At 63.9% G+C, this 22,011-nt stretch carries 16 protein-coding genes; 8 read left to right on the top strand and 8 right to left on the bottom strand.

Annotation, left to right across the window (positions count from 1 at the left end; all coding sequences use genetic code 11):
• The 5 genes from ACSR87_RS16420 to ACSR87_RS16400 form a co-directional block, all read right to left on the bottom strand.
• Complete coding sequence (locus ACSR87_RS16420; protein WP_498531303.1) at positions 1 to 1,335, bottom strand: sialidase family protein; 1,335 nt, start codon at positions 1,333 to 1,335, stop codon at positions 1 to 3.
• A 78-nt stretch (positions 1,336 to 1,413) separates the two neighbouring features.
• Entirely contained in the window at positions 1,414 to 2,949 is a 1,536-nt protein-coding gene (locus tag ACSR87_RS16415) for an alpha-N-arabinofuranosidase (protein WP_498531302.1), read from the bottom strand.
• A 1,445-nt stretch (positions 2,950 to 4,394) separates the two neighbouring features.
• Entirely contained in the window at positions 4,395 to 4,598 is a 204-nt protein-coding gene (locus ACSR87_RS16410; RefSeq protein ID WP_498531301.1) for a hypothetical protein, read from the bottom strand.
• A gap of 604 nt (positions 4,599 to 5,202) precedes the next feature.
• Entirely contained in the window at positions 5,203 to 8,538 is a 3,336-nt protein-coding gene (fdhF, locus tag ACSR87_RS16405) for a formate dehydrogenase subunit alpha (RefSeq protein ID WP_498531300.1), read from the bottom strand.
• Entirely contained in the window at positions 8,535 to 9,974 is a 1,440-nt protein-coding gene (locus ACSR87_RS16400) for an NADH-ubiquinone oxidoreductase-F iron-sulfur binding region domain-containing protein (protein WP_498531397.1), read from the bottom strand. The genes fdhF and ACSR87_RS16400 overlap by 4 nt, the downstream gene beginning before the upstream one ends.
• A 271-nt stretch (positions 9,975 to 10,245) precedes the next feature.
• On the opposite strand from ACSR87_RS16400, the gene ACSR87_RS16395 reads away from it, so the two are divergent.
• Entirely contained in the window at positions 10,246 to 10,521 is a 276-nt protein-coding gene (locus ACSR87_RS16395; protein ID WP_498531299.1) for a DUF8113 family protein, read from the top strand.
• A gap of 117 nt (positions 10,522 to 10,638) precedes the next feature.
• Here ACSR87_RS16395 and ACSR87_RS16390 read toward each other — a convergent pair whose 3' ends face one another.
• A complete protein-coding gene (locus ACSR87_RS16390; protein ID WP_008572820.1) occupies positions 10,639 to 11,019 on the bottom strand; it encodes a Rid family detoxifying hydrolase in 381 nt (126 codons plus the stop codon).
• A gap of 395 nt (positions 11,020 to 11,414) precedes the next feature.
• On the opposite strand from ACSR87_RS16390, the gene ACSR87_RS16385 reads away from it, so the two are divergent.
• Complete coding sequence (locus ACSR87_RS16385; RefSeq protein ID WP_498531396.1) at positions 11,415 to 12,572, top strand: glutathione-independent formaldehyde dehydrogenase; 1,158 nt, start codon at positions 11,415 to 11,417, stop codon at positions 12,570 to 12,572.
• A gap of 74 nt (positions 12,573 to 12,646) precedes the next feature.
• Positions 12,647 to 12,808: a hypothetical protein gene (locus ACSR87_RS16380; RefSeq protein WP_498531298.1), complete on the top strand. Its 162-nt coding sequence runs from the start codon at positions 12,647 to 12,649 to the stop codon at positions 12,806 to 12,808.
• Here ACSR87_RS16380 and ACSR87_RS16375 read toward each other — a convergent pair whose 3' ends face one another.
• The gene (locus ACSR87_RS16375; protein WP_498531297.1) at positions 12,809 to 13,942 is read right to left on the bottom strand and encodes a CobW family GTP-binding protein; all 1,134 of its coding nucleotides are present in this window, start codon (positions 13,940 to 13,942) and stop codon (positions 12,809 to 12,811) included.
• Positions 13,943 to 14,220: 278 nt separating this feature from the next.
• On the opposite strand from ACSR87_RS16375, the gene ACSR87_RS16370 reads away from it, so the two are divergent.
• Positions 14,221 to 15,981 carry an aldehyde ferredoxin oxidoreductase family protein gene (locus ACSR87_RS16370; RefSeq protein WP_498531296.1) on the top strand — a complete coding sequence of 587 codons (1,761 nt, stop codon included), beginning with the start codon at positions 14,221 to 14,223 and terminating at the stop codon, positions 15,979 to 15,981.
• Between the two features lie 51 nt (positions 15,982 to 16,032).
• Entirely contained in the window at positions 16,033 to 16,764 is a 732-nt protein-coding gene (yqeC, locus tag ACSR87_RS16365) for a selenium cofactor biosynthesis protein YqeC (protein WP_498531295.1), read from the top strand.
• On the opposite strand, the gene ACSR87_RS16360 is transcribed toward yqeC, so the two are convergent.
• Positions 16,761 to 17,372: a molybdenum cofactor guanylyltransferase gene (locus tag ACSR87_RS16360; RefSeq protein ID WP_498531294.1), complete on the bottom strand. Its 612-nt coding sequence runs from the start codon at positions 17,370 to 17,372 to the stop codon at positions 16,761 to 16,763. The genes yqeC and ACSR87_RS16360 overlap by 4 nt on opposite strands.
• Before the next feature lie 1,120 nt (positions 17,373 to 18,492).
• Between ACSR87_RS16360 and ACSR87_RS16355 the strand changes: the two genes are divergently transcribed.
• The 3 genes from ACSR87_RS16355 (at position 18,493) to ACSR87_RS16345 (ending at position 21,595) form a co-directional block, all read left to right on the top strand.
• On the top strand, positions 18,493 to 19,257 hold the full coding sequence (locus tag ACSR87_RS16355; protein WP_498531293.1) for an SDR family oxidoreductase: 765 nt from the start codon (positions 18,493 to 18,495) through the stop codon (positions 19,255 to 19,257).
• A gap of 471 nt (positions 19,258 to 19,728) precedes the next feature.
• On the top strand, positions 19,729 to 20,229 hold the full coding sequence (locus ACSR87_RS16350) for a hypothetical protein (protein ID WP_498531292.1): 501 nt from the start codon (positions 19,729 to 19,731) through the stop codon (positions 20,227 to 20,229).
• Between the two features lie 562 nt (positions 20,230 to 20,791).
• Positions 20,792 to 21,595, top strand: coding sequence for an inositol monophosphatase family protein (locus tag ACSR87_RS16345; RefSeq protein WP_498531291.1), 804 nt, complete (start codon positions 20,792 to 20,794; stop codon positions 21,593 to 21,595).
• The last annotated feature ends 416 nt before the right edge of the window (positions 21,596 to 22,011 follow it).

Below are 22,011 nucleotides of genomic sequence, written 5' to 3'. Positions count from 1 at the left end.
CTACGTCCCGTCGTCGAGGGGCAGCGACTGGACGCCGTAACTGATTTCACAGAGATTCGGGCCGTCCGCGACCGACGTGAGCTGCAGTAGCTCGTCGCCGTGGCGCGAGGGCAGCAGCGGTGTCGTCCAACCGACGAACGCCCGGCCGCCGAGGTCGCCCTCCGTCTCGAACGACAGCGGGGCGTCGACCGCCTCCCAGTCGCCGCTCCCGTCGAGGTTCGAGTTCGCGAGCACGACCTCGCCGTTCCCCTCCGCGAGGTCGCGGTTCCCGTCGACGAGCTGTTTTCCGGACACGAGTATCGTTCCGTCTTTGCCGCCGGCCCGCGTCCACGTCACGTACGGGCCGTTGATGAACCGCCGACCGTCAGCCGTCGAGACGAGGGTTCCCACGTCCGTCGGGTCGCCCCAGTCGCGCCCGTCGGGCGAGGTCTTGACGTGGACCTCGCCGTACAGGTAGTCCGGCCCGATGACCTCGTAGCTCATCATGTACGTGCCGTTGGGGAGCGGGGTGACGGTGGGCATCCCCGGGCGCGTCGTCTCGTCCGGGACGGCCGCGACGAACTGCTCGTCGCCCCACGACTGGCCGCCGTCCTCCGAGGCCTTGTACGCGACCAACTGATTGTAGTCGTCGTCGCTCCCCATCCGCTCGTCGGCGAAGTAACAGACGAGGTTTCCGTCGTCGTCCAGCCCCAGTTCCGGCTCCCAGACGGGGCTGTTCCCGTCGTACGGGACGGCTTTGCCGCCCGTGACGACGGTGCTCACGAACTCCCAGGACTCCCCGCGGTCGGTGCTGGCGTACAGGTCGATGCTCGTCTCACCGAGTTCGCCGACCTCACCTTCGGGAACGTCTTCGGGGTCGTCGAGGATCGGAATGGAGTTCCCGGCGGCGAGGACCGTCCCGGCCGGCCACGGACCGACGGCGTGCGGGAGCTCAAACAGGGTCGGTTGGTATCGAAGCCCCCAGTCCTTCCCGCTCGTGTCGTGAATCTCGGAGAACTTCGACCAGGTCTCTCCCCCGTCGGTGCTTCGGTAGACGGGGAAGTACGGCTCCGACCCGCCGCTCATCGACGGATAGTACTCGAACGTCGCGAGCAACTGCTTCTCGCCGCCCTTCCCCGACCCGTGTTTCAGTCGCGTGACGCGGGGATACAGCGAGCCGGGCGCGGGCGCGCCCGACGGGGGCGAGTACAGCGTCCCTTCGACGTCTGTCTGTTCGTCGTCGCGTCCGCGGCCCGCGATAACGCCGGTTGACCCGACTGCTGCGACCCCGGCAGCGCCGACCGCGGCGAGGTACTTCCGGCGGCTGTGCTGGCGGCTTGAATTGCGTTCGCTCATGACGCAGCCGCATGTTAACACGGGACTACAATAACTGTACCCCCGCTGTCAGCTCAAAATAGAACGGCGGCGGCGCGGTTACTCGGTCAGCGTCAGACCGACGACGGACGCCGGCGGCGCGTCGAACGTGACCGTGCCGTCGCCCTCGTCGGTGACGTCCAAGACATCGGCTTCGAACGAGTCCGCGTTCTCCTTCGTCGAGTACTCTCGGATGTCGTTGCCTTCGAAGAGAACGGTCGCCGACGACACCGAGTACGCCGACGACCCGACGTCGACGGTGAGCGTCTCCGGTTCGTCGTGGCGGCGGTTCGAGGCCGTGACGAACAGCTCACCGTCGCCCTCAGAGGCCGACGCCGAGACCATCGGTACGTCGTTTTCTTCGCCTTCGATAGTGCGCTGTTCCGTGTCGACGCTCGTTTCGAGCGCCGTCCGGCCGACGTGGTTCTCGTACAGGTCGAAGACGCGATACGTCGGCGTCCGCCACGCGGACTCCTCGTCGGTCTGGACGAGACACTGCAGGACGTTGACGAGCTGTGCGATGTTCGCCATCGAGACGACATCGGCCCGCTCGTGGATGAGGTCGAGGACGCCGGCGGTCGTCAGCGCGTCCCGAACCGTGTTCTCCTGCTCCAATCCGTTGTCGCTCCGCGCCTCCGGATGCCACACGCCCCACTCGTCGACGATGATGCCGATTTCGTCCTCCGGGACGTACTTCGAGATGGTCTCGGCCGCCCGGTCGATGTCCCCGCCGACCTTCTGTGCGCGCGCGAAAATCTTGTAGTACTGCTCGTCGGTGAAGTCGGTGTCACCGCCCGCCTGATAGTAGCGGTGGACCGAGAAGTGGTCCATCAGGTTGAACGGCGACCCCATGCCGAGGAACGAGCCCGGACCGTACTCCATGCCGCCGTTGAGGCTGTCGAAGAAGACCTTGTTCCAGTCGTCCGTGAGGTGTCCGCACGCGATGAACTCCGTCGACTCCTCGTTCATCAGCTTGTCGAAGCCGTTGAAGTAGTTCGCGAACCGGCGGTACTCGTCGGCGTACTCGTCGGGTGCGAACCGGCCGCCACAGCCCCAGTTCTCGTTCCCGATGCCCCAGTACTTCACCCCGTACGGCTCTTCTTGGCCGTTCTCTCGCCGTCTGTTAGCGAGTTCCGTGTCGCCGCCGTAGTTGCAGTATTCGATCCAGTCGAGCGCCTCCTGCGGCGTCGACGACCCGACGTTGACCGCGATGTACGGGTCGGTATCGAGGAGTTGGCAGAGGCGGAGGAACTCGTCCGTCCCGAACTCGTTGGACTCCTCGGGGATGTTTTCGCGCCCCTGGGTCCACCACAGATTCCGCCGTCGGGGACGCTCGTCGCGCGGGCCGACGCCGTCCTCCCAGTGATAGTCGTCGGCGAAACAGCCACCCGGCCAGCGAAGCACCGGCATGTTCAGTCCGCGGAGCAGCGAGACGGTATCCATTCGGATGCCGTCTTCGGTCTCGACTCTGTCGTCGTCACCGACCCAGAGACCGCCGTAGATACAGCGTCCGAGGTGTTCGGCGAAGTGGCCGTAGATGTTCTCCGAGATACGGTCTATCGGCTCGTGACTGCTAACGCGTACTTCACTCTGCATACGTTTCCTCATCAGTACCCGGTTAGATAACTATTGTGCCTTGTTCCCTGCTTGCACGAGATGCGCCGTGGAACCGTCCGGATAAGCGATGAACCCGCGTCGAGCGTTGGTAGCTCAAGTCGGTGAGAGACACGTTCGGTGCAACCTCACCAAGGTTCCCTATTTCAGAACCAGATAATGTCGTTCCACGAATTACAATTACAAAGATAAATATGTAATTCCCATGGCGCCCAAAGCGGATACTCTCCGAAACCGGTCTTCTCGGCCGGTTTCGAGGAACCAACGTGTTGTTCCAGCATAGTGAATAGCGGCAAATAACCGGGAACCATCGTCGCGGATGGGTAGTTCGACGACAGTCGTCGTTCTCGGAGTCGTCCAGCGGATTCCTCGCGAAATCTATCCTCACCGAGCGACGAGCCGACGCGAGATACGAGCCGTTCACGGGACATCGCGGAGACGTTCAGAGGTTGGACGCACCGGGAATCCACAGGGACTCGTCGATGTCGATAGCGCATCCGCGCTCGCGAAAACCGTAGCTCGGTCACGCAGCCGTCTCCAGACTGTAACGCGGATGGTTTCTGGAGCGCTGTCAGGCGGTTGCGGTCGGGCTTTTGTCCGTGGAGAGCGTTTTGGCCGACTCAAGGACGCGACACGCGTACGTTTCAATTCACACATCGGGGAAGGAGCCCTGTGCTTCTGGTATCGAGAACAGCAGACCGGCTGGGGCAAACGTGACAGAGCCGTCATCGTGAACTCAGGTGAGTCAGGTGACCAACTGGTCTGCGACCGGTCGGTTGCAAGCGCGCACGAGGGTTCTCTCGGTATAGCGTCCGTGCTGGAACCGGCACGACGTTCCAAAAAATGATGGCAGCGGGTGGTGTGCTGAGCTCGACGTGGTAGTGCTGTCAGGTGTTCATGAGCTTCGGTCGGGACAGACCGACTCTGCGCATAGCACCACGTCTATGACATGACTGATACGTTAGTCTCTTGGTCGGTTGCGCTATCGACCATATGATTCGACGACTGAATCCGACATTAATTTTTTCGTCTCTGCAAATATTAATATCGGGGCTGAACGCAACTGCTCTTCGAGCGATACGACAATCGTCGTGGTAAGGGTTAAGTGACTATCGAATGGTTACACGAAACGCATGCGTTGCCCAAAGTGCAGTCACAGTCTCGCCATCTACGATTCGTTTTACGACATCGCCTTCGTCTGCGACTCGTGTGGATACGTCCTTCCGCGGGGAGCAGATTGAACAGGTAGCCGAACCGATAACCGACCAGCCACACCGCTGAGCTGAATCGCGGCCGCGGACCGCAGCGCCGGAAGAGGAGTCACAACGATGTGTGAACGCAATCTCGGAGGCTGGTTTTGATCGTGACTATTTGCAGCGTCGGTACGGAAAATCAGCCGCTTAATAGAGGAGATGTACGGGCATTCATCATGTAACGCTATCGAATGCCTTGTTCAAAATCGGAGTAATAACAATAAATCCGATAAAGATTGCAATAATGTAGAAGACGAACTCGACACCAATCGTGACTGGGTCGGCAATATCGCCAGCGTAGGTGTTGTAGATTGTGAATATGGTCGCAGCAACTACGGCGCTTGGAAGGTAATCGGAGACCAACTTTCGTAACTCCATATCCGAACTCGTCGGTGAATCCCCAAATTCGCATCGGTTAGGACGTAGTTGCCAGAGAATAGACACGGGTAGTATGCACCCGACACTACGCAGCTAATACACTCCAGATAACGCTGCAAGTAAGCAACGCATCAAACCGATTCCCCTAATGAGAGGGGGGAAGAATCGCTCAGTGCAAACTAAAACCCGCTACAAACGGTTCGAGAGTCCGATATCCGCTCGATTTACTCGTGAGCCCACTGTGTAGTCAGTCGGAATCTTCTCTTGAGTGTGAGGGAGACCAGCGCAAGAACGAACACCAGAGCTCCCCTAATAGATATACAAACGGATGGTCACCTCCACGCCCCGAATGACTGATACGTCCGCTATCCCGCTTGTATGTAGCAGCCTCGCTGTTCAGTTTTGACGTGAGACGCCGGTTCCAGAACTATCCTCCGAAACTGTGAGTGAATCGGGGAATAGATATAGCAACATACGATGTATAGACGTTTTCGGGCCTCGCCCGCGGGCCGAAACGGAGTACAGACAGGAGTGCCGTCACAGGCACGCGGGGGCACTCAGTTCACTCCGGAGAGGAGTACAGCGAAACGTAGCGCCCCCGTGGTCAGTCGTCGCCGCGTGCGGCGCTCCCAGCGCCGGCGTCCGGGGTCCGCAGCACGTCCGGGTCGGCGTCCGGGCCGAGCGGTTCGACGCGCACGCTCGACACTTTGAACTCCGGAATACCGGCCTGCGGGTCGAAAACTTCCTGCGTGAGTTTGTTGACCGCACCGGCCGCGAAGTGCATCGGGATGAACAGCGTCCCGTCGCCGACGCGGTCGGTCACGGTCGCCTTGACGACGATGTCGCCACGGCGGGACTCGACCCTGACGTACTCGCCGTCCGAAACGTCGAGTTCCGCGGCGGTCGTCGGGTTGATTTCGATGAAGCTCTCGCCGACGTGGCTCATGAGGCCCTCGACGCGTCGGGTAATCTGTCCGGTGTGCCAGTGGTAGAGGACCCGTCCGGACGTGAGCGTGAGGGGGTACTCCTCGTCGGGGAGTTCGCCGGGGTGGCCGCCGTCAGCCGGCACGAAGCGGGCCAGCCCGTCGTCGAAGTTGAAGTTCCCACCCTCGTAGTCGTAGAGATACGGCGTACCGGGGTGGTCGTCGTCCCAGCACGGCCACTGGAGTCCGTGCTCGTCGCCCGAGTCGAGTCGCTCGTAGCTGACGCCGCCGTAGATGGGCGTCAACTCGCTAATCTCGTCCATGACTTCCCGCGGGTGGTCGTAGCCCCAGTCGTAGCCCAGTCTGGCCGCCAGTTCCTGCGTGATTTCCCAGTCCTGACGCGCCTTTCCGGGCGGCTCCGCGGACGCTCGAACCCGCTGGACCCGACGCTCGGTGTTGGTGAACGTGCCGTGTTTCTCCGGCGAGGTCGCCGCCGGCAACACCACGTCCGCGTGCTCTGCGGTCTCCGTCATGAAGATGTCCTGAACGACGAGGAAGTCTAAGCTTTCGAGCGCCTCGCCGGCGTGCTGGATGTCGGGCTCCGAGAGCGCGGGGTTCTCCCCGACGATGTACATCCCGCGGAGATTGCCCTCGTGGGCCTCCGAAAGCATCTCCGGCACTTTGAGGCCGGGTTCCGCCGGTGGACGCTCGCCCCACACCTCGGCGAATTTCTCACCGACCTCGTCGTCGGCCGGGTCCTGGTAGCCGGGGAGGCTCCCGGGCAGGGTCCCCATGTCGCCGCCGCCGCCTTGTACGTTGTTCTGGCCGCGGAAGGGCGACAGTCCGGCACCCGGTTTCCCGACCTGCCCGAGGGTGAGCGCGAGATCGGCCATCGCCAAGAGGTTCTCCGTCCCGTGGCTGGATTGGGTCATGCCCATCGCCCAGCCGAAGACGACGTTCTCGGCGTCGGCGAGCGTCTCGGCGGCCGATTTCAACTCGTCGGGCGAGACGCCGGCCAGCTCCTCGACTTTCTCGGGAGTGAACGCCTGAACCTTCTGTTTGACCTCCGCGAACCCTTTCGTATTCCGTTCGATAAACGCCTCGTCGTGCAGGTCGTGCTCGATGAGGTATCGGATGAGCCCGTTGAGCCACGCCACGTCGTAACCGGGCGTCGTCCGCGTGTACTGGTCGGCGTGTTCGGCGATGCCGATTTTCCGGGGGTCGAACACAACGAGGTCGGCCCCGTCGCGGACGTTCTGCTTGATTCGAGTCGCCAACACCGGATGCGACTCGGTCGTGTTCGACCCGCTGATGAGGTAGGCGTCGGCCTCGCCGATGTCCTCGTTGATGCGGTTCGTCATCGCCCCGTAGCCGAGCGTCTGTTGGAGCGCCGCCACCGTCGACGAGTGACAGAGCCGGGCGCAGTTGTCGATGTTCTTCGTGCCGAGCACCTGCCGCGCGAACTTCTGGACGAGATATGCCTCCTCGTTGCTCCCCTTCGACGACGCGAGGCAACTGACCGCGTCGACGCCGTGTTCGTCCTGAATCTCGCGGAGTCGCCCGGCGACGTAGTCGAGGGCTTCGTCCCACGACGCCGTCTCGAACTCGCCGTCGTCGTTTCGAATCAGTGGCTTCGTGAGCCGGTTTTCGCTGTTGGCGAACTCGTGTCCGAACTTCCCTTTCACGCACGTCGAGAAGTTGTTCGCCGGGGCGTTGTCCGGGTCGTCGACGGGCTGGACGCCGATGGCGTTGCCGTCTTTGCCCCACATCTCGAACCGGCAGCCGACCGCGCAGAACCCGCAGGTCGTCTCCGCTTTGTCGAGATTGCCCAGCCGGTAGTCGCTGACGAGCGACGCGACATCGAACAGTCGGCCCTCCGGCAGCGTCCGCGCCGCGAGGTTCTCGGCGGTGTGTTCGCCCGCGAGCATGGCCTTCCGGCCGTATGTTTCGAGGAAGTCGGACGCTCGGCGCTTGCTCTGGGCCATGTATCGGGCGACGCCGCTCCGTTTTTCCCGTCCCGCCTGTCCCGCCTCGGCTTCGCCCCCAGCGCTCCCAGAACTGCCGGGGTCCGGCGAGCGGTTCGGTGCCGTCGTGTCGTCGAGGGTCTCGACCGCCTCGTGTTCGATGACTCGCCCGACGGAGTTTCGCTGCGTGAACCCCGGAAGCGGGAGCGTCCCCGCGCCACCGATATCCTTCTCGGTCAGCGCGCCGGTCGGACAGACCGTGGCGCAGTGTCCGCAGGAGACGCAGTCGGAGTCGGCCATCGTCTCGGCGTCGGACTGGAAGCCGATGCGGGTGTCCGCTCCCGAGCCCTCGATGCGGAGGACGCCTTCGACCTGCACGTCGTTACAGCCCTCGACGCACCGGTTACAGAGGATGCACTTGTTGCGGTCGATTTGGATGAACGAGGAGCTGTCGTCGAGCGGTTCGTACTCGCTTCGGTCGTCGAAGACGCCGTAGCGCGGGTGGTCGACACCCTCGTTGATGGCCGTCTCCTGGAGTTCACACCGCCCGTTCCCGTTACAGGTCGTACAGCGCAGGTTGTGGTTGGAGAGGACGAGGTCGAGGTTGACGCTCCGGGATTCCTCGGCGGCGGACGTGTCGGTCTCGACCGTCAGCCCGTCGGTAGCCGGGAACGAACAGGAGGGGACGACCCCGTGTTCGTCGGTCTCGACCATGCAGGTTCGACACTCGCTCCGAGGGCCGATTTCGTCGCTCGCGTCGCCGTCGCGGTCGTAGTAGCAGAGCGCCGGAACGTCGGCGTCCTCGTCGAGGCTGTCGGCACCGGGGTCCACGCTCACGACCTCGTCGTCGACGGCTTGCATGGCGTCGATGACGGTCGACCCCGGCGGGACGGTGACCTGTGTGCCGTTGACGCTGAGTGTCGTCGGGGCCTCGCCGTCGGTTCCGACGGGCGGGTCGTTCGCGGTCCCGGTCTCGAACTCCGCCGTGACCGGCGTCTCGTGCTGCGGGTCGTCCAACTCTGGAACGCCCGGGAGTGGGTCGTCAGTGCTCATAGTTTGTCAGAACAGGTGCCGCTCGGACAGCGGCCGTCGGTGTGTGCTTCGAAACTCGATTCGAACTCGTCCATCGCGGTCAGCACCGGACGCGGTGCATGAGCGCCAAGCAGGCAGTTGCTCGACCGGGACATGACCCGACCGAGTTCGCGTATCTTCGCTCGGTCGAACGAGCCTCGGTAGACCGCTCGCAGCAGTTCGGTGAGTTGGACGGTTCCCTCCCGTCCCGGTACGCACCGCCCGCTGTTGGCTTCCGAGGCGAAGCGCGCCCGCTCTCCGGCCGTTGCGACCGCACACCGCTCGTCGTTCAACAGTTCGACGACGCCTTCCGTTCCGAGGCCGGCCGCGGTCAGTTCGGCCGCGGTCGGGGTGATGTCCAACGTCCGGGTGAGACCGCCGAACACCCCGCCGACGCAGGCCATCTTGAACGACCCCTCCAGTTCGACGGCGTTCCGAGCCTTCGAGAGGCGGGCGTCCGAGCCGACCTCTATCGTCGCGGGCGCGGCTACGTCGCCGGTGACGGTCAGCAGTCGCGTCGTCGATGCGGCGTCTCTATCGGTGCCCTCTGGGTCCGCGAGCGCGAGCCGTACCCGGGCGAAGGTCCGCGGCGTGTGGATGACCGTCGGGCGACCGTAGAGCCCGTACTCGGCCGGCGTCGGCGGCTGGAGACGGGGCTCGATTCTGTCCGCCCCCTCTATCGCTTCCAGCGCCGCCGTCGGTTCGCCGGCGCGGTACTCGTCGGGACCGGTGGCGACGACCGGTACGACCGGGAGTCCGTCCGCGGCGGCGTCGATAGCCTCCCGAAGACGCGCTCGGAGTTCGGTGTCGGTCTCGGCGACGTGGATGACCGCGTCGGCCGTGCCGAGATACTCGGCGACGGCCGCCACGCCGTCGAGCACCGACATCGGTGACCCGGCGAGGAGCGTTCGGTCCGCGCGCTGGCGGTCGTCCGCGTCGTTCGCGTTCACGACGACGACCGGGTCGCCGTCGGTTTCTCGCGCGCGTCGCCAGGCGTCTGCGACCGGTTCGTCGGCGGCGGCGTCGCATCTACCTCGACCGACGAGCCCGGCGTCCGCGACGGCGCTCGCGTCCCTATCGAGCGAGTGAAACTGATACGCTGTCGGGTCCAGCGGGTCGAGCCACCCGCAGGGGCCGAGGACGCGCCGCTTTCCCACCGCAAGCGGCCCGTCGGTCGGAACTGGCAGCGTCGTCCGCTCGGCGTCGTGGTCGACGACTGCCGCAGCACCGTCCGTCGGTAACTCCCCGTCTTCCATGGCGGTGACGAGGTCTCGGACTCTCGATGTCTCCGGGGTCGGGAAGAATGCGGTCCGCCCCGCGTCGGTCGCGAGAACCAACGGGTCGTACTCGCTGATTCCGGTGGGTCCCGTTCGGAGGACCGTGACGGAGTCGGCGGTGCTACGTGCGGCGCTCAACACACGCGCTCCGCGCTCCGTCCGGCCGGCTCCCGAGACCCGGAGTACCGGCGACCGGACTGCGTTTCCTGTGCGACTCATTCTCACAGATGAAGAGACACGGCGGGGTTAAAAAATCACCCCAACCCACTCGCGTCGGAGTGCGATTTCGAGGCGTTCGGGAAGCCGAACACGAAGCCGGTGCGAGCGCGAGTGGGCGGGGAGACGGGTGACCGCTCCAGACGGGACAGCGAGCGGAGCAAAGAGCTAAGGCGGCGACGCGTCGTCTACCGTGATGATGACGAACCCACGGTTCGACGACGTGCGAGCGAAGGCGGCCGACGCGACTCGCGAAGACGACATCCAGTCCGTGTACACCGGACTCGTCCACGACGACGGTCGACAGGAGTACTACTTCGCCAACGACACCGAAGAGGCGTCGGAGTTACGCGAGACGGCGGCCGTCCAACTCGGAATGTTGGTTCGCGTCCTCGCGGACCGCTCCGAGAGCGACATCGAGGAGATTACCGACCTCGCGGCCGAGCGAGCCGAGAGTATGCGATTGGAGTAGCTATCGGCTACGGCACCCGCTGCTCGGAAACGCGCGCTCGTCGAGACGTGTCGGCTCGAAAAATACCGGGCGCGTCGGGGTCCGTCGAGCGCCCGTCAGAGGTCAGCGGCGTGTCGCCTACTCGGTCACCGCGACCGCTTCGATTTCTATCGCGGCTCCTTTCGGCACGTTGCCGACTTCGACCGCGCTCCGAGCCGGCGGGTCTTCGTCGAAGAACTCGCCGTACACCTCGTTGAACTCCTCGAAGTCGTCGATGTCGTCGAGGAAGACTGTCGTTTTGAGCACGTCGTCCAAGGATGCATCCTCGGCGGCGAGAATCGCCGCCACGTTTTCGAGACACTGCGTCGTCTGGTCACCGACTGAGGCGTCGTCGAGTAGCTCACCGTCGGGCGTCAGCGGGAGCTGTCCCGCGGTGAGAAGTAGTTCGCCGTTCGTCGTCGCTTGACTGTACGCGCCAACGGCCGCCGGAGCGTCCGAAGTGCTAATCGTGCGCTTCATGGCCGGACCTTCCGGGCGGTTCCTATTAAATCCAGTTCGGGGACGGAAGCCGCCACACGTCGTGTAAGAAACCGGAGCGTTTGTGGAATGTCTCGGCGCACGCGTGAGTTGACGACGACCGTTCGGCGGCCGGGGAGTGGTGCGTCACCGGACGGTCCGGCAGGGTGCGCCGAGCGTGGCCGGGACCGCCGATTGCGATTCGGAACCGGGTCGTTCGGGTGCGTTCTCTGGAGAGTACGACGGGAGAAAACACAGATAGTAACCTATCTGATGGTTTGAGAATGCTCCACACCACTCTACCTAACCGTAACGTGTCAGATTGTGTCGAAATCGAGCCCACCCGAACTATAAATAGTGACTGTTCGCAGATGCCGAGTGGAGTCCACACAATGTCTATGGACGCAGTCGTCTACAAAGGCGAACGAGAGGTCGCAGTCGAAGCGGTCGAAGAGCCCCGGATTCAGCACCCGAACGACGTCGTCATCGACATCACGACGACCTGTATCTGCGGGTCCGACCTGCACATGTACGAGGGGCGGACGGCCGCGGAGCCGGGAATCGTGTTCGGCCACGAGAATATGGGTATCGTCAAAGAGGTCGGCGATGCCGTCAGCAGTCTCGAAGTGGGCGACCGCGTCGTCGCGCCGTTCAACGTCGCCTGTGGCTTCTGTGAGAACTGTGAGAACGGCTACACCGGCTTCTGTACGAACGTGAATCCGGGCTTCGCCGGGGGAGCGTACGGCTACGTCGCCATGGGTCCCTATCAGGGAGGACAGGCCGAGAAGCTCCGCATTCCGTACGCCGACTTCAACGCGCTCAAACTGCCGGACGGGCGGGAACACGAGGACTCGTTCGCGCTGCTCGCGGACATCTTCCCGACGGGCTGGCACGGCACGGAACTCGCCAACCTCGAATCCGGTGATTCCGTCGCTATCTACGGGGCGGGTCCGGTCGGCCTGATGGCCGCTTACAGCGCCAAACTCAAGGGCGCGGCCGAGATTTACGTCGTCGACCGCGTTCCCAGTCGCCTCGCGCTCGCCGAGGAACACTGTGACGCCACGCCCATCAACTTCGAGGAGGGCGACCCCGTCGAACAGATCAAAGAGATTCACGGCGGCGGCGTCGACAAAGGCGTCGACGCGGTCGGCTACCAGGCTATCGACCCGGACAAGGAAGCCGACTCCGCGTACGACCCCGCCCGGGAAAACCCGGCCGTCGTCATCAACAACCTCATTCGGACGGTCCGGCCGACCGGCGAACTCGGTATCCCCGGTCTCTACGTGCCCGACGACCCCGGCGCGCCCGACGAGATGGCCGCGCAGGGTCGCCTCGGCATCGACTTCGGCCTCCTGTTCGAGAAGGGGCAAGCCCTCGGCACCGGCCAGTGTAACGTCAAGGAGTACAACCGTAAGCTCCGCGACATGATAATCGAGGGCCGCGCCGACCCGAGTTGGGTCGTCTCCCACCGCGTCGGTCTCGAAGACGCGCCCGAGATGTACGAGAAGTTCGACAACCGCGAAGAGGGCGTCACCAAGGTCCTGCTGGAACCCTAGGACCGGGAGTAGCGGAGCCTCCCAACTCGGTTCCCACCGATACTCCTTTGCCGGTTTGCCCGGTATCCCGTTCTATGTGTCAGTACTGCAGTTACCGGTACCACGACGGCTGGACGCAGTTGTTGGAGTACGACGAGGTGTATCAGACGGTCATCGGCGGTGAGTCGGAGTCGACCTACGGCTTCCACGAATCGTGGGACGAACTCCGAGACGAGGTCGACTTCGGCGCGGCTTAATCAGGCGGGGCCGCGAGGGAACGGGTCGTCGGGGTACGCCGCCTCCCGTTCGTCCGCCGTCGCCAGACAGTCGTCGAGTTCTCGGGTCACTGCGTCCTCGTCGAGGTCGCGGCCGATGAACACGAGTCGCGTCTGGGGGGCATCGTCTCCCCACCGACCGATGGGGCCGGCCTGCACCGACGGCCCCGCCTGACTCACGCCAAGAACCGTCTCGGGACGACTCGCGACCCACGCGAACCCCTTCGCGCGGACGACGTTCCCCCGCCAGTCGTCGAGCCACGCGTCGAGTCGGTGCGGATGGAACGGACGGTCTCGACGGTAGACGAAGGACTCGACGCCGTGGGCCGTCGCTGCCGAGACGCCCCCGTCGTGGGTATGGTCGTGGTCGTGGCCGTGGTCGTGCTCGTGGTCCGCCTCGACCCCGTCGCTCGCGAGGGCCTGCTTCCAACCCTGATGGCGCTTCGCCGCCTCGAAATCGAAGCGCCCCGTGTCGAGAACCCGCGTCGGGTCGACTTCGCTGTACGTCGTCCGATGGATGCTCGCGCGAGGCTGGAGTTCTCGAATCTCCGCTTCGACGGCGTCCAAGGCATCGTCGGGGACCATATCGCACTTGTTCAGCAACAGCACGTCACAGAACTCGACTTGCTCGACGAGCACCTCCGTCAACGGGCGCTCCGGGTCGGGGGCGGCGTCCGGAAGCGATTCCGCCGGGTCGAACGCCTTCCAAAACCCGTAAGCGTCGATGACCGAGACCGTGGTGTCCAACCGGAGGTGGTCCGGCAGACCGCCCTCGCTCGAGTCGTCCGTCAGCGCCCGCGCAATCGGGAGCGGTTCGCTGATTCCCGAGGCCTCGATGAGCAGGAGGTCGAACGAGCGGTTCTCCGCCAGCCGCGTCACTTCGGTCACGAGGTCGTCCTGAAGCCGACAGCAGATACACCCGTTCGAGAGGTCGATAACCCCGTCGTCCGATTCGGACGCGACTAACTCCGCGTCGACGTTCAGTTCGCCCATGTCGTTGACGACGACGGCTATCTCCCTGCCACCGGGGTCGTTCAGGAGTCGGTTGACCAGCGTCGTTTTCCCCGCGCCGAGCGGACCGCTGACGACCGTAATCGGTATTTCCGTTGTAGACATGTCGATGCTGTGTGACGCCTCGCGGGTGGTCGTAATGAAGACTGGGTCGGTCGACCCACACGGGAGACAGAACCCACGCGCTCCGGACTCCCGCCGTGAAAACACGAAATATATTCTAGTTGTCATTTCTGGTTTCCCGTCTGTTCGCGTCGGGCACCGCGAACCGCCGAGCGAACCGAAGAGTACGGCTTTGGCGGAGGCGTTCGCGCCGCCGCACTCGCTCGGTGGTCCGCGAGAACGGCACATCTTTTTGGTCGCCGGTGCTGACGAACGACCAGATGGCACCTCCAACCGCTGACCGACTCCTCCGGGTCGACTTGTCCGCCGGCTCGGTCGAGAGCACGCCGATTCCGGACGAGTGGCGACGGCGATACGTCGGCGGCAAAGGGTTGGGTGCCCGCTATCTCTACGACGAACTCGACGCCGGCGTCGACCCGCTCGGCGAGGAGAACGCGATGCTATTCATGCTCGGCCCGCTTTCGGGCTATCTCCCGGGCGAGTCGAGATACGCCGCCATCACGAAATCCCCGCTGACGGGATGTTTTCTCGATTCGTACGCAGGAGGCGCGTTTCCCGACACCCTGGCCGGCGCGCTCGGGTCGCACATGGGCCTACTCGTGACGGGTGTCGCGTCCGAACCCGTTCGCCTCGTCGTCGAAGACGGGGACGCGACAATCGAACCCGCCGAGACGTGGGGGTCCGGGACGGTCGACACGGCGCAGGCGTTCCCGAACGCGGCTGTCGCGTGTATCGGCCCCGCGGGAGAACGACAGGTCGCATACGCCACCATCGCCTCCGACGCCGGCGACCACCACGCGGGCCGCGGGGGAGCGGGAGCGGTGATGGGCTCAAAGCGACTGAAGGCCGTCGTCGCGCGGGGAGCCCCGCCTGACGCCGACGGGTTGGACGACCTGCGAGACGCCTACGCGGCGAAGTACCGAGAGACCGACACCGGGCGGTGGCTACGTGCCAGCGGGACCGTCGAGACAATCGATTTCGCGAACGAAATCGGTGCACTCTCGACGCGAGGCTGGAGCGACGGACAGTTCGAAGCGGCGGCGGAGTTGGGCATCACGACAGTCGAAGACCGGGCCGTCGGCCGCGAACGCGCCGACACGGAGACTCCGGGTGGGTATCGTGTGGCCACGGAGGACGGCGACCACGTCCCGCGCGGTGCCACCGCGATGACGCTCGGTGCGGGACTCGACATCGACGACTTCGACGCCGTCGCGGAGTTGGGACAGATCTGCGACCGCCTCGGGATGGACCTCATTAGCGCCGGAAGCTCGGTCGCGTGGACGGTCAAGGCCAACGCCGCCGGCGTGCTCGACCGCTCGCTCTCGTTCGGTGAGCCCGATGGCGCGCGAGCCCTCTTACAGGAGATTGCGGAGCGCGAGTCGGAGCTCGGTGACGCGCTCGCGGACGGGGTCGAGGCGGCGGCGACGCGGTTCGGCGGGCGCGACCTCGTCCCCACGGTGAAGTCGATGGAGCTACCGGCCTACGACCCGCGCGGCGCGCAGAGCATGGCGCTCGCGTACGCGACCAGCGACCGGGGTGCGTGCCATCGGCGGGCGCGACCCATCGAACGCGAGGTGTTCGACGGCGACTGGGGAGCCGACCGGACCGCGGCGGAGGTCACCCGCGAACAGGACCGGCGGTCGATGCTCTGGAGCCTCATCGCCGATGACTTTTTCGGCGACGCGCTCGACGACCTCGGCCGGGAGTGGCTCGAATCGGTCGGCCTCGACCCCGCCGGCGGACTCGCCACGACCGGCGAGCGGATTTGGAACGTGACGCGGCTGTTCAACGTCCGCGAAGGCATCTCGCGCGAGGACGATTCCCTCCCGGCCGCGCTCCAAGAGCCGCTCGAATCGGGGCCCCGGGCCGGTGCGACTGTCGACCGCGACGACTTCGATTCGATGCTCGACGCGTACTACCGCCGCCGCGGCTGGACCGACGACGGCGTACCGACGACGCAGACCATCGACCGCCTCGACCTGACTGCACTCACCGATGACTTCGACACCTTCGATGACTGAACACTGCACGAACGGCTGGACGACGAACCGCGCGCGACCCGTGGCACGAACATGACGCTCGCTGATGCGCTTTCCGCTCGACGCGGCGTGATCTGCGTCGTCGGCGCTGGCGGGAAAAAGTCCACGCTGTACGCGCTGGCGCGCCGGCTCGACCGCGCCGTCGTGACGGCGACGGTCCGCATCCCCATCTTCGACCAACACGTCGCCGACGTGGTCGTCACCGACACTCCAGTCGCCGCGCTCGAACGCACGACTGACTGGCCGGTGGGTGTCGTTCCCGACCGTGACCGCGACGACCGCTACCTCGGGTACGACCCCGGCGTGGTCGATGCCATCAGGGACTCGGACGTCGCCGACACGGTGCTGGTGAAAGCCGACGGCGCGCGGATGCGCGAGTTCAAGGCCCCGGGTGACCGCGAACCACAACTCCCCGCGACCGCCGACACCGTCCTCCCCATCGCGAGCGTCCACGCCGTCGGTGAACCGCTCACCGAGGAGTTCGTCCACCGCCCGGAACGAGTCGCCGCCCTCACCGGTCTCGAACTCGGCGACACGATTCGCCCGTCGGACGTCGCAACCGTACTCACCAGCGAGCGCGGCGGCCGCGCGGACGTTCCCGACGGGGCGACAGTCGTTCCCGTGCTGAACAAGGTCGACGATTCGGCCCTCGAAACCGTCGCACGAGAGATTGCTTCGGACATCCTCTCTCGGTCAACGGTCCCACGCGTCGTACTGACGCAGTTGACGGCGTCGGAACCCGTCGTATCCGTCGTAGAACGCTAGCGCAACTGTTCGGCCGCGTCAGCGAACTCGTCGGGGGTGTTGATGTTCTCGAAGGTATCGAGACTCGCGTACTCGCGAACCTCGCTCTCTTCGAGGACGACGTAGTCGAGCGTGAACAGCGGGTCGATGATTTTGTGGCTCCCCTCGGCCAGCGCGGCTTCGCAAGCGTCGGCCATCGCCGAGGCCCGGTACACCGCGTGCGTCGGCTGGAACCAACCGTCACCGACCCGCGGCACGGCGGCATCGTGGCCGGCCGCCCGCTCGAACAATCTGTCGATGAGCGCGGGTTCGAGAAAGGGCATGTCGCAGGCGGCGACGAACGCGTACTCCGTCTCGACGGCCCGCAGACCCGTCATAATTCCCGCCATCGGGCCCTCGTCGCAGTCCGAATCTTCCGCAATCGTTATCGGGTGGTCGTAGCCGTCGAGCGCGGCCCGGAGCGCAGCCGTCTGCTCCGGTCGGCAGTTGACGACGAGGCTGTCGATGACGCCGGCCATCCGGTCGGCGACGCGGCGGATGAGAGGTGTTCCAAGGAGGGATGCGACTGCTTTGTCCTCCTCACCGAATCGCGTCGAGTATCCGCCGGCAATGATGACACCAGTTCGCATACCGGCTGTGTTCACGTTCGTCGCGCAAAGCAGTTGTGCTACGAGTCGTGTAGTCCGTCATCGGTTTCGCGTCGGCTCGGCTATCGCACCGCGCGGTATCTTCGGTCTACCGTCGCTCGAATTTCGGGACGGTCGGCGCTTTTGAGAGGTTAGAGCCTTCGATTTCGGGACGTGAGAGTTGGTGAAACCGTACACATTACACAGCTAGCTGTGTTATTCTGATTCCCAATGTATTTAAAGATAACGGGAATTGGAACTGACTGGCGGTGATAACTGTTGAATCGGGATCGTGCACTCGATGCTCGCTGCCGCAGTAGAGGAGTTGTTGACCTCTCGTACGACGTTCTTCACTACTCAGTCACCGCTCGTCCTATCACGCCGGTTCGTCATCCGCAGACGAAACGATAGATATTGCGCCATACAGTTTATGAAATTGGTGACTGTCGGTTTGCAGTACGAGACAACACCCCCGTCAGCACCGAGTCACCACAGAATCGGGTCGTGAGGGCCGAAACAGTCCAGTTAGAACTAATCTGGCTGCGTCACGTTTCGACAGTAAGTTCAGTACTCCGGCGATGTACCGGGAGCAGTTCATCGACCTCGGTCCATCTCTTATCCGCGGGCTGTTTATGCGACCCATACCCTGGGGTCGAAGCACCCAAAGCGGACCTCTGCCGACCGATCCGAAACTGAATACGCGATTTTCGAGACAATCAGCGGTAGTAAAATGTATTTGATGATAATACGAATGTCGTTGTCTGCTATGGACAATGAGCTTTAGTGAATAGCTGCTGGAATCGCGTACAGACTAAATGAATTGTATATCGCTATATTAAATTAGGAGAATCGGTCCGAACACGGTTCGACGGAACTGTCGTTTTCGCGTTGTTTCCGGGTCGTGGCTCAATCGGGTGTTACTGATGTAGAAAACGGAGTAACGACCGCCAGACCGTCGAATCGAGGATTCGATTAGCGCACTGAGCTCACCCGACGGTCGCTGTGCAGCGACGTATCGGCTCAGTATTTCGCTCCGCTGGTGCACCGCTCGGAGACAGCAGTACTTAAACACCCATTGCAGATAGCATAACCGGGAAGTCAGTAAAGAGACTACTAACAATTGATGTCAGAAGAATTCGGTTCGGAACTGGACGGACAGGTCGCAATCGTCACCGGCGCGTCGTCGGGTATCGGCAGCGCGACGGCCAAATCCCTCGCCTCTCGCGGGGCCAGCGTCGTCGTCGCCGCCCGCCGCGAAGGCGAACTCGAAGAACTCGCCGCGGCCATCGAAGACGACGGCGGCGACGCTCTCGTCGTCCCCACGGACATCACGGTCGACGGCGACATCGACGCCCTCGTCGAGGCGACGCTCGACGAGTATGGCCGCATCGACATCCTCGTCAACAACGCCGGTCTCATGCCGCTGGCGCACATCGCCGAGGCGGACCGCGAGACGCTCCAGACGACTATCGACGTGAATCTCACCGGACTCATCACACTCACCCACGCGGTTGTCCCGACGATGATTGAACAGGAAAGCGGCCACATCGTCAACCTCTCGTCGGTCGTCGGCCGGTTCCTGCAGGCGAACAGTTCGCACTACAACGCCGCGAAGGCGGGCGTCAAGATGTTCAGCGACTCGCTGCGACTCGACGTCGCCGAGGAAGGAATCCACGTCTCGTCGATCGAACCGGGCGCGGTCGACACCGAACTGCTCGACCACATCCCCGACGAGGAGGTCCAGCAGAACGTCAAGGACTACGTCGGGTCGATGGACGCGCTCGCGCCTGAAGACATCGCGCGAACGATTACGTTCGTCGTCACCCAACCGCGGCGCGTTGACATCAACGAGGTCCTCATCCGCCCCCTCGACCAGGTCCAGCCCTGAGCCGCGTCGAACGACCAACACCTCACCTCACCTCACCTCTCGTTTCGCGTCTCGATACTGCGGTGACGTTTCGATACCGCGGTGACGGCGCGACGAGACTCGACGATCCGAACCATGTTATCGGGCGCGTGTAGAGTCGTCGTTCGGACCGTACACGCCGTTCGAGCGGCACGCTCGGGATACTGAGCCGCCGCGTGCGTGAGCGTCGTAAGAGCCGTCCGACGAAGGATACTGTTACTAAAACGGATACCGGGCGGTCACACGCCGAAGGGTAATGATAGCATTACTGGCAATGACAACCGACATGGATTCCGCGACTTCAACCAAGAGAAATTACACGGTGACGTCTGTAATATACTGGTCGGAACGACTCGGAGAAGCTGTTTCGCGGACGAGAGCGAATCATCTCGAATCGGCGTAGGACACCGCCCGTGAGTCGTCTATCGGGCGTTGAGTCGGCGTGAATCGAGAGTGAGGAGAGTACTAACCGGCCACGAAAGCAGGTGTGGGACATTCGTTGGTCGGTGTCGTCACCGCCGCGCTGGGCGCTCGACCGACGACTACCCGACCGCGGACGAGGAGTCGTTCCCCGGCGTCGACGCCCCGCCGTCGTTCAGGGGGCAGTCGCTTCGCCCCGCCATCGAGGGTCGCTCGGTTCCTGAACTGCCTGCCGTGACGGAGGTCGCGTCGACCCGGCAGACGCCCGGTCGCGTCGACGAATCCGCGTTACAAATCGGCGTTAGACTACCCACGCGCAAACTCGTGTGGCAGGGTGGCGAACTGTACGGGTTCGACTTGCGGACCGACGCCGGCGAACTCGCCCCGATTCCGAACCCCGAGGGACCCGAGTGGCGACCGCTGTACCGTCAGTTGCGCGAGCGCCGCGACGCCATCGACCTCACCGGGACGGTCGCCGCTGAACGCGACGAGACCGTTGAGACGCGACTCCGCGAACTCGGCTACCTCGACTGACTCGCTCGGTGTTACGCAGAACCGCGACGAGAGCGGCCGTGAGAAAAGCGCGTTCGGCCGACGAGTACCTGCGGCGACGCGACCGACGACACAGCAGACATGTATCTAACCTACAAGAATCACGTCCGGGAACGGATACTCGGTGACCGGCGACGACGCGCCGGACCGACCCGCGTCAGTCGCCCGAGACGCCTTCATCGAACTGGTCGGTGAGAGTCGGAACGCCGCCCGCCTCAACGCTCGGAGAGGAGGGTAATCCGCCGCCACAATGCGCTAACGGGCAGTATGAGACGGCCTGAGAGCCAAGCGATTCCGACCTCGCTGACGGCGGCTGCCGGCAGTGAGGTCAATGATTACCTGCACGCGAGACCCGCGCTCAACCGCCGACATCGGGACGGGTTAGTGGATCGCTATTCGAACAATATTCTATGACGCGTCGGCGCGGCGGCGACCGACGCGGGAGCCGAAACGGACACGGGTGGTTCGACGGTCGCGCCGACAGAGAGACAGAAGCGCTGTCCGCTGTCCGAGGCTTTTTTTCGCCGTGGGGAGATGTTCGGGCATGGATGCAGACCCGCGCGAAGCAGTCGCAATCGACGCCGCGGAAGTGGGTGCCGACCACGCGTCGGCGCGTTTCAGAACCGAACTGGACATCGAACAGAAAAGCGACGCGATAGACCTCGTGACCGAGGTCGACCGCGAGACACAACGGCGAGTCATCTCGACGATTCGAGAACAGTTCCCCGAGGACGCGGTCGTCGGCGAGGAGGAAGACGAACTGAAGACCGTCCCCGAGTCCGGGTACGCGTGGATTATCGACCCGATAGACGGGACGCAAAACTACACGCGAGGTGCCCGCGAGTGGGTGACGAGCGTCGCCGTCGTCGAGGACCAGACGCCGATTGCGGCGGTAAACGTCTCTCCCGAGACGGGAGACACCTACGTCGCGACGGCGGCGCGCGTCGAGCGGAACGGCCAACCCATGACGGTCAGCGACGAATCGAACACCAGCGCCTTTCTCGTCTCCTCGACGCTCAGATATCAGGCCGGCGACCGGCCGGGAATCGAACGGCTCTCGGGCGATATCTTCGGGACGTTCGGCGAGATGCGGAAACTCGGGACGACACAACTGACACTTTCGCGACTCGCCGACGGGTCGATAGACGCGGTCATCGGACTCGACGAACACCCGAATGCGTGGGACACCGTCGCCGGGGTCTACCTCGTCAAGCGCGCGGGCGGAACGGTAACCGACATTCACGGAAACGAGTGGGGACCGGGACAGTCCGGTCTCGTCGCGTCGAACGGACGCGCACACGACGAGGTGCTCGAAGCGGCGCAGGCGGCGTTCGAGGAGACCCGATAACGGCGCAAACGGCATCACGCGGCATCGCGCCGACCCAACCCGAGTCCGTGGCGGCGTGGGCGTGACCGCGACCTCGACCCTGACCCCCGACCGACTGAATTACACGGTTACGCCTGTAATGGCGATGCGGACGAGAGACCGACGACGACGGGGGACCATCAAGCGACCGGGAAGATATATCAACTCAAACATGGTTCTGAGCACGGGAAGCCGCACAGGGACCGACCTCGGACGGACAGCGCGGCCGCAGCGTGCCGACGGATGAGACGGCAAGCGAGCCGGGCTGTTCACCCGCCGACCGACCTAGTTAAACGTTCACGCGTCCGAAAAACGAGCCGAGAGCGGTCGTCTCAGCCGCTCAGTCACCCGAGAAACCGACTCTCACGCGTCTCGGAAGGCTCGGTGTTCCGAACTTC

This window comes from Haloferax sp. SDI50 (genome assembly GCF_059802635.1).
This window is presented reverse-complemented; position numbering and strand designations above follow the sequence as displayed.

What these genes read in the sequence shown, in the direction of transcription:
- ACSR87_RS16420 (WP_498531303.1), bottom strand. Translation starts at nt 1,335, where the DNA reads ATGAGCGAACGCAATTCAAGCCGCCAGCACAGCCGCCGGAAGTACCTC.
- ACSR87_RS16415 (WP_498531302.1), bottom strand. Translation starts at nt 2,949, where the DNA reads ATGCAGAGTGAAGTACGCGTTAGCAGTCACGAGCCGATAGACCGTATC.
- ACSR87_RS16410 (WP_498531301.1), bottom strand. Translation starts at nt 4,598, where the DNA reads ATGGAGTTACGAAAGTTGGTCTCCGATTACCTTCCAAGCGCCGTAGTT.
- fdhF (WP_498531300.1), bottom strand. Translation starts at nt 8,538, where the DNA reads ATGAGCACTGACGACCCACTCCCGGGCGTTCCAGAGTTGGACGACCCG.
- ACSR87_RS16395 (WP_498531299.1), top strand. Translation starts at nt 10,246, where the DNA reads ATGATGACGAACCCACGGTTCGACGACGTGCGAGCGAAGGCGGCCGAC.
- ACSR87_RS16390 (WP_008572820.1), bottom strand. Translation starts at nt 11,019, where the DNA reads ATGAAGCGCACGATTAGCACTTCGGACGCTCCGGCGGCCGTTGGCGCG.
- ACSR87_RS16385 (WP_498531396.1), top strand. Translation starts at nt 11,415, where the DNA reads ATGGACGCAGTCGTCTACAAAGGCGAACGAGAGGTCGCAGTCGAAGCG.
- ACSR87_RS16380 (WP_498531298.1), top strand. Translation starts at nt 12,647, where the DNA reads ATGTGTCAGTACTGCAGTTACCGGTACCACGACGGCTGGACGCAGTTG.
- ACSR87_RS16375 (WP_498531297.1), bottom strand. Translation starts at nt 13,942, where the DNA reads ATGTCTACAACGGAAATACCGATTACGGTCGTCAGCGGTCCGCTCGGC.
- ACSR87_RS16370 (WP_498531296.1), top strand. Translation starts at nt 14,221, where the DNA reads ATGGCACCTCCAACCGCTGACCGACTCCTCCGGGTCGACTTGTCCGCC.
- yqeC (WP_498531295.1), top strand. Translation starts at nt 16,033, where the DNA reads ATGACGCTCGCTGATGCGCTTTCCGCTCGACGCGGCGTGATCTGCGTC.
- ACSR87_RS16360 (WP_498531294.1), bottom strand. Translation starts at nt 17,372, where the DNA reads ATGCGAACTGGTGTCATCATTGCCGGCGGATACTCGACGCGATTCGGT.
- ACSR87_RS16355 (WP_498531293.1), top strand. Translation starts at nt 18,493, where the DNA reads ATGTCAGAAGAATTCGGTTCGGAACTGGACGGACAGGTCGCAATCGTC.
- ACSR87_RS16345 (WP_498531291.1), top strand. Translation starts at nt 20,792, where the DNA reads ATGGATGCAGACCCGCGCGAAGCAGTCGCAATCGACGCCGCGGAAGTG.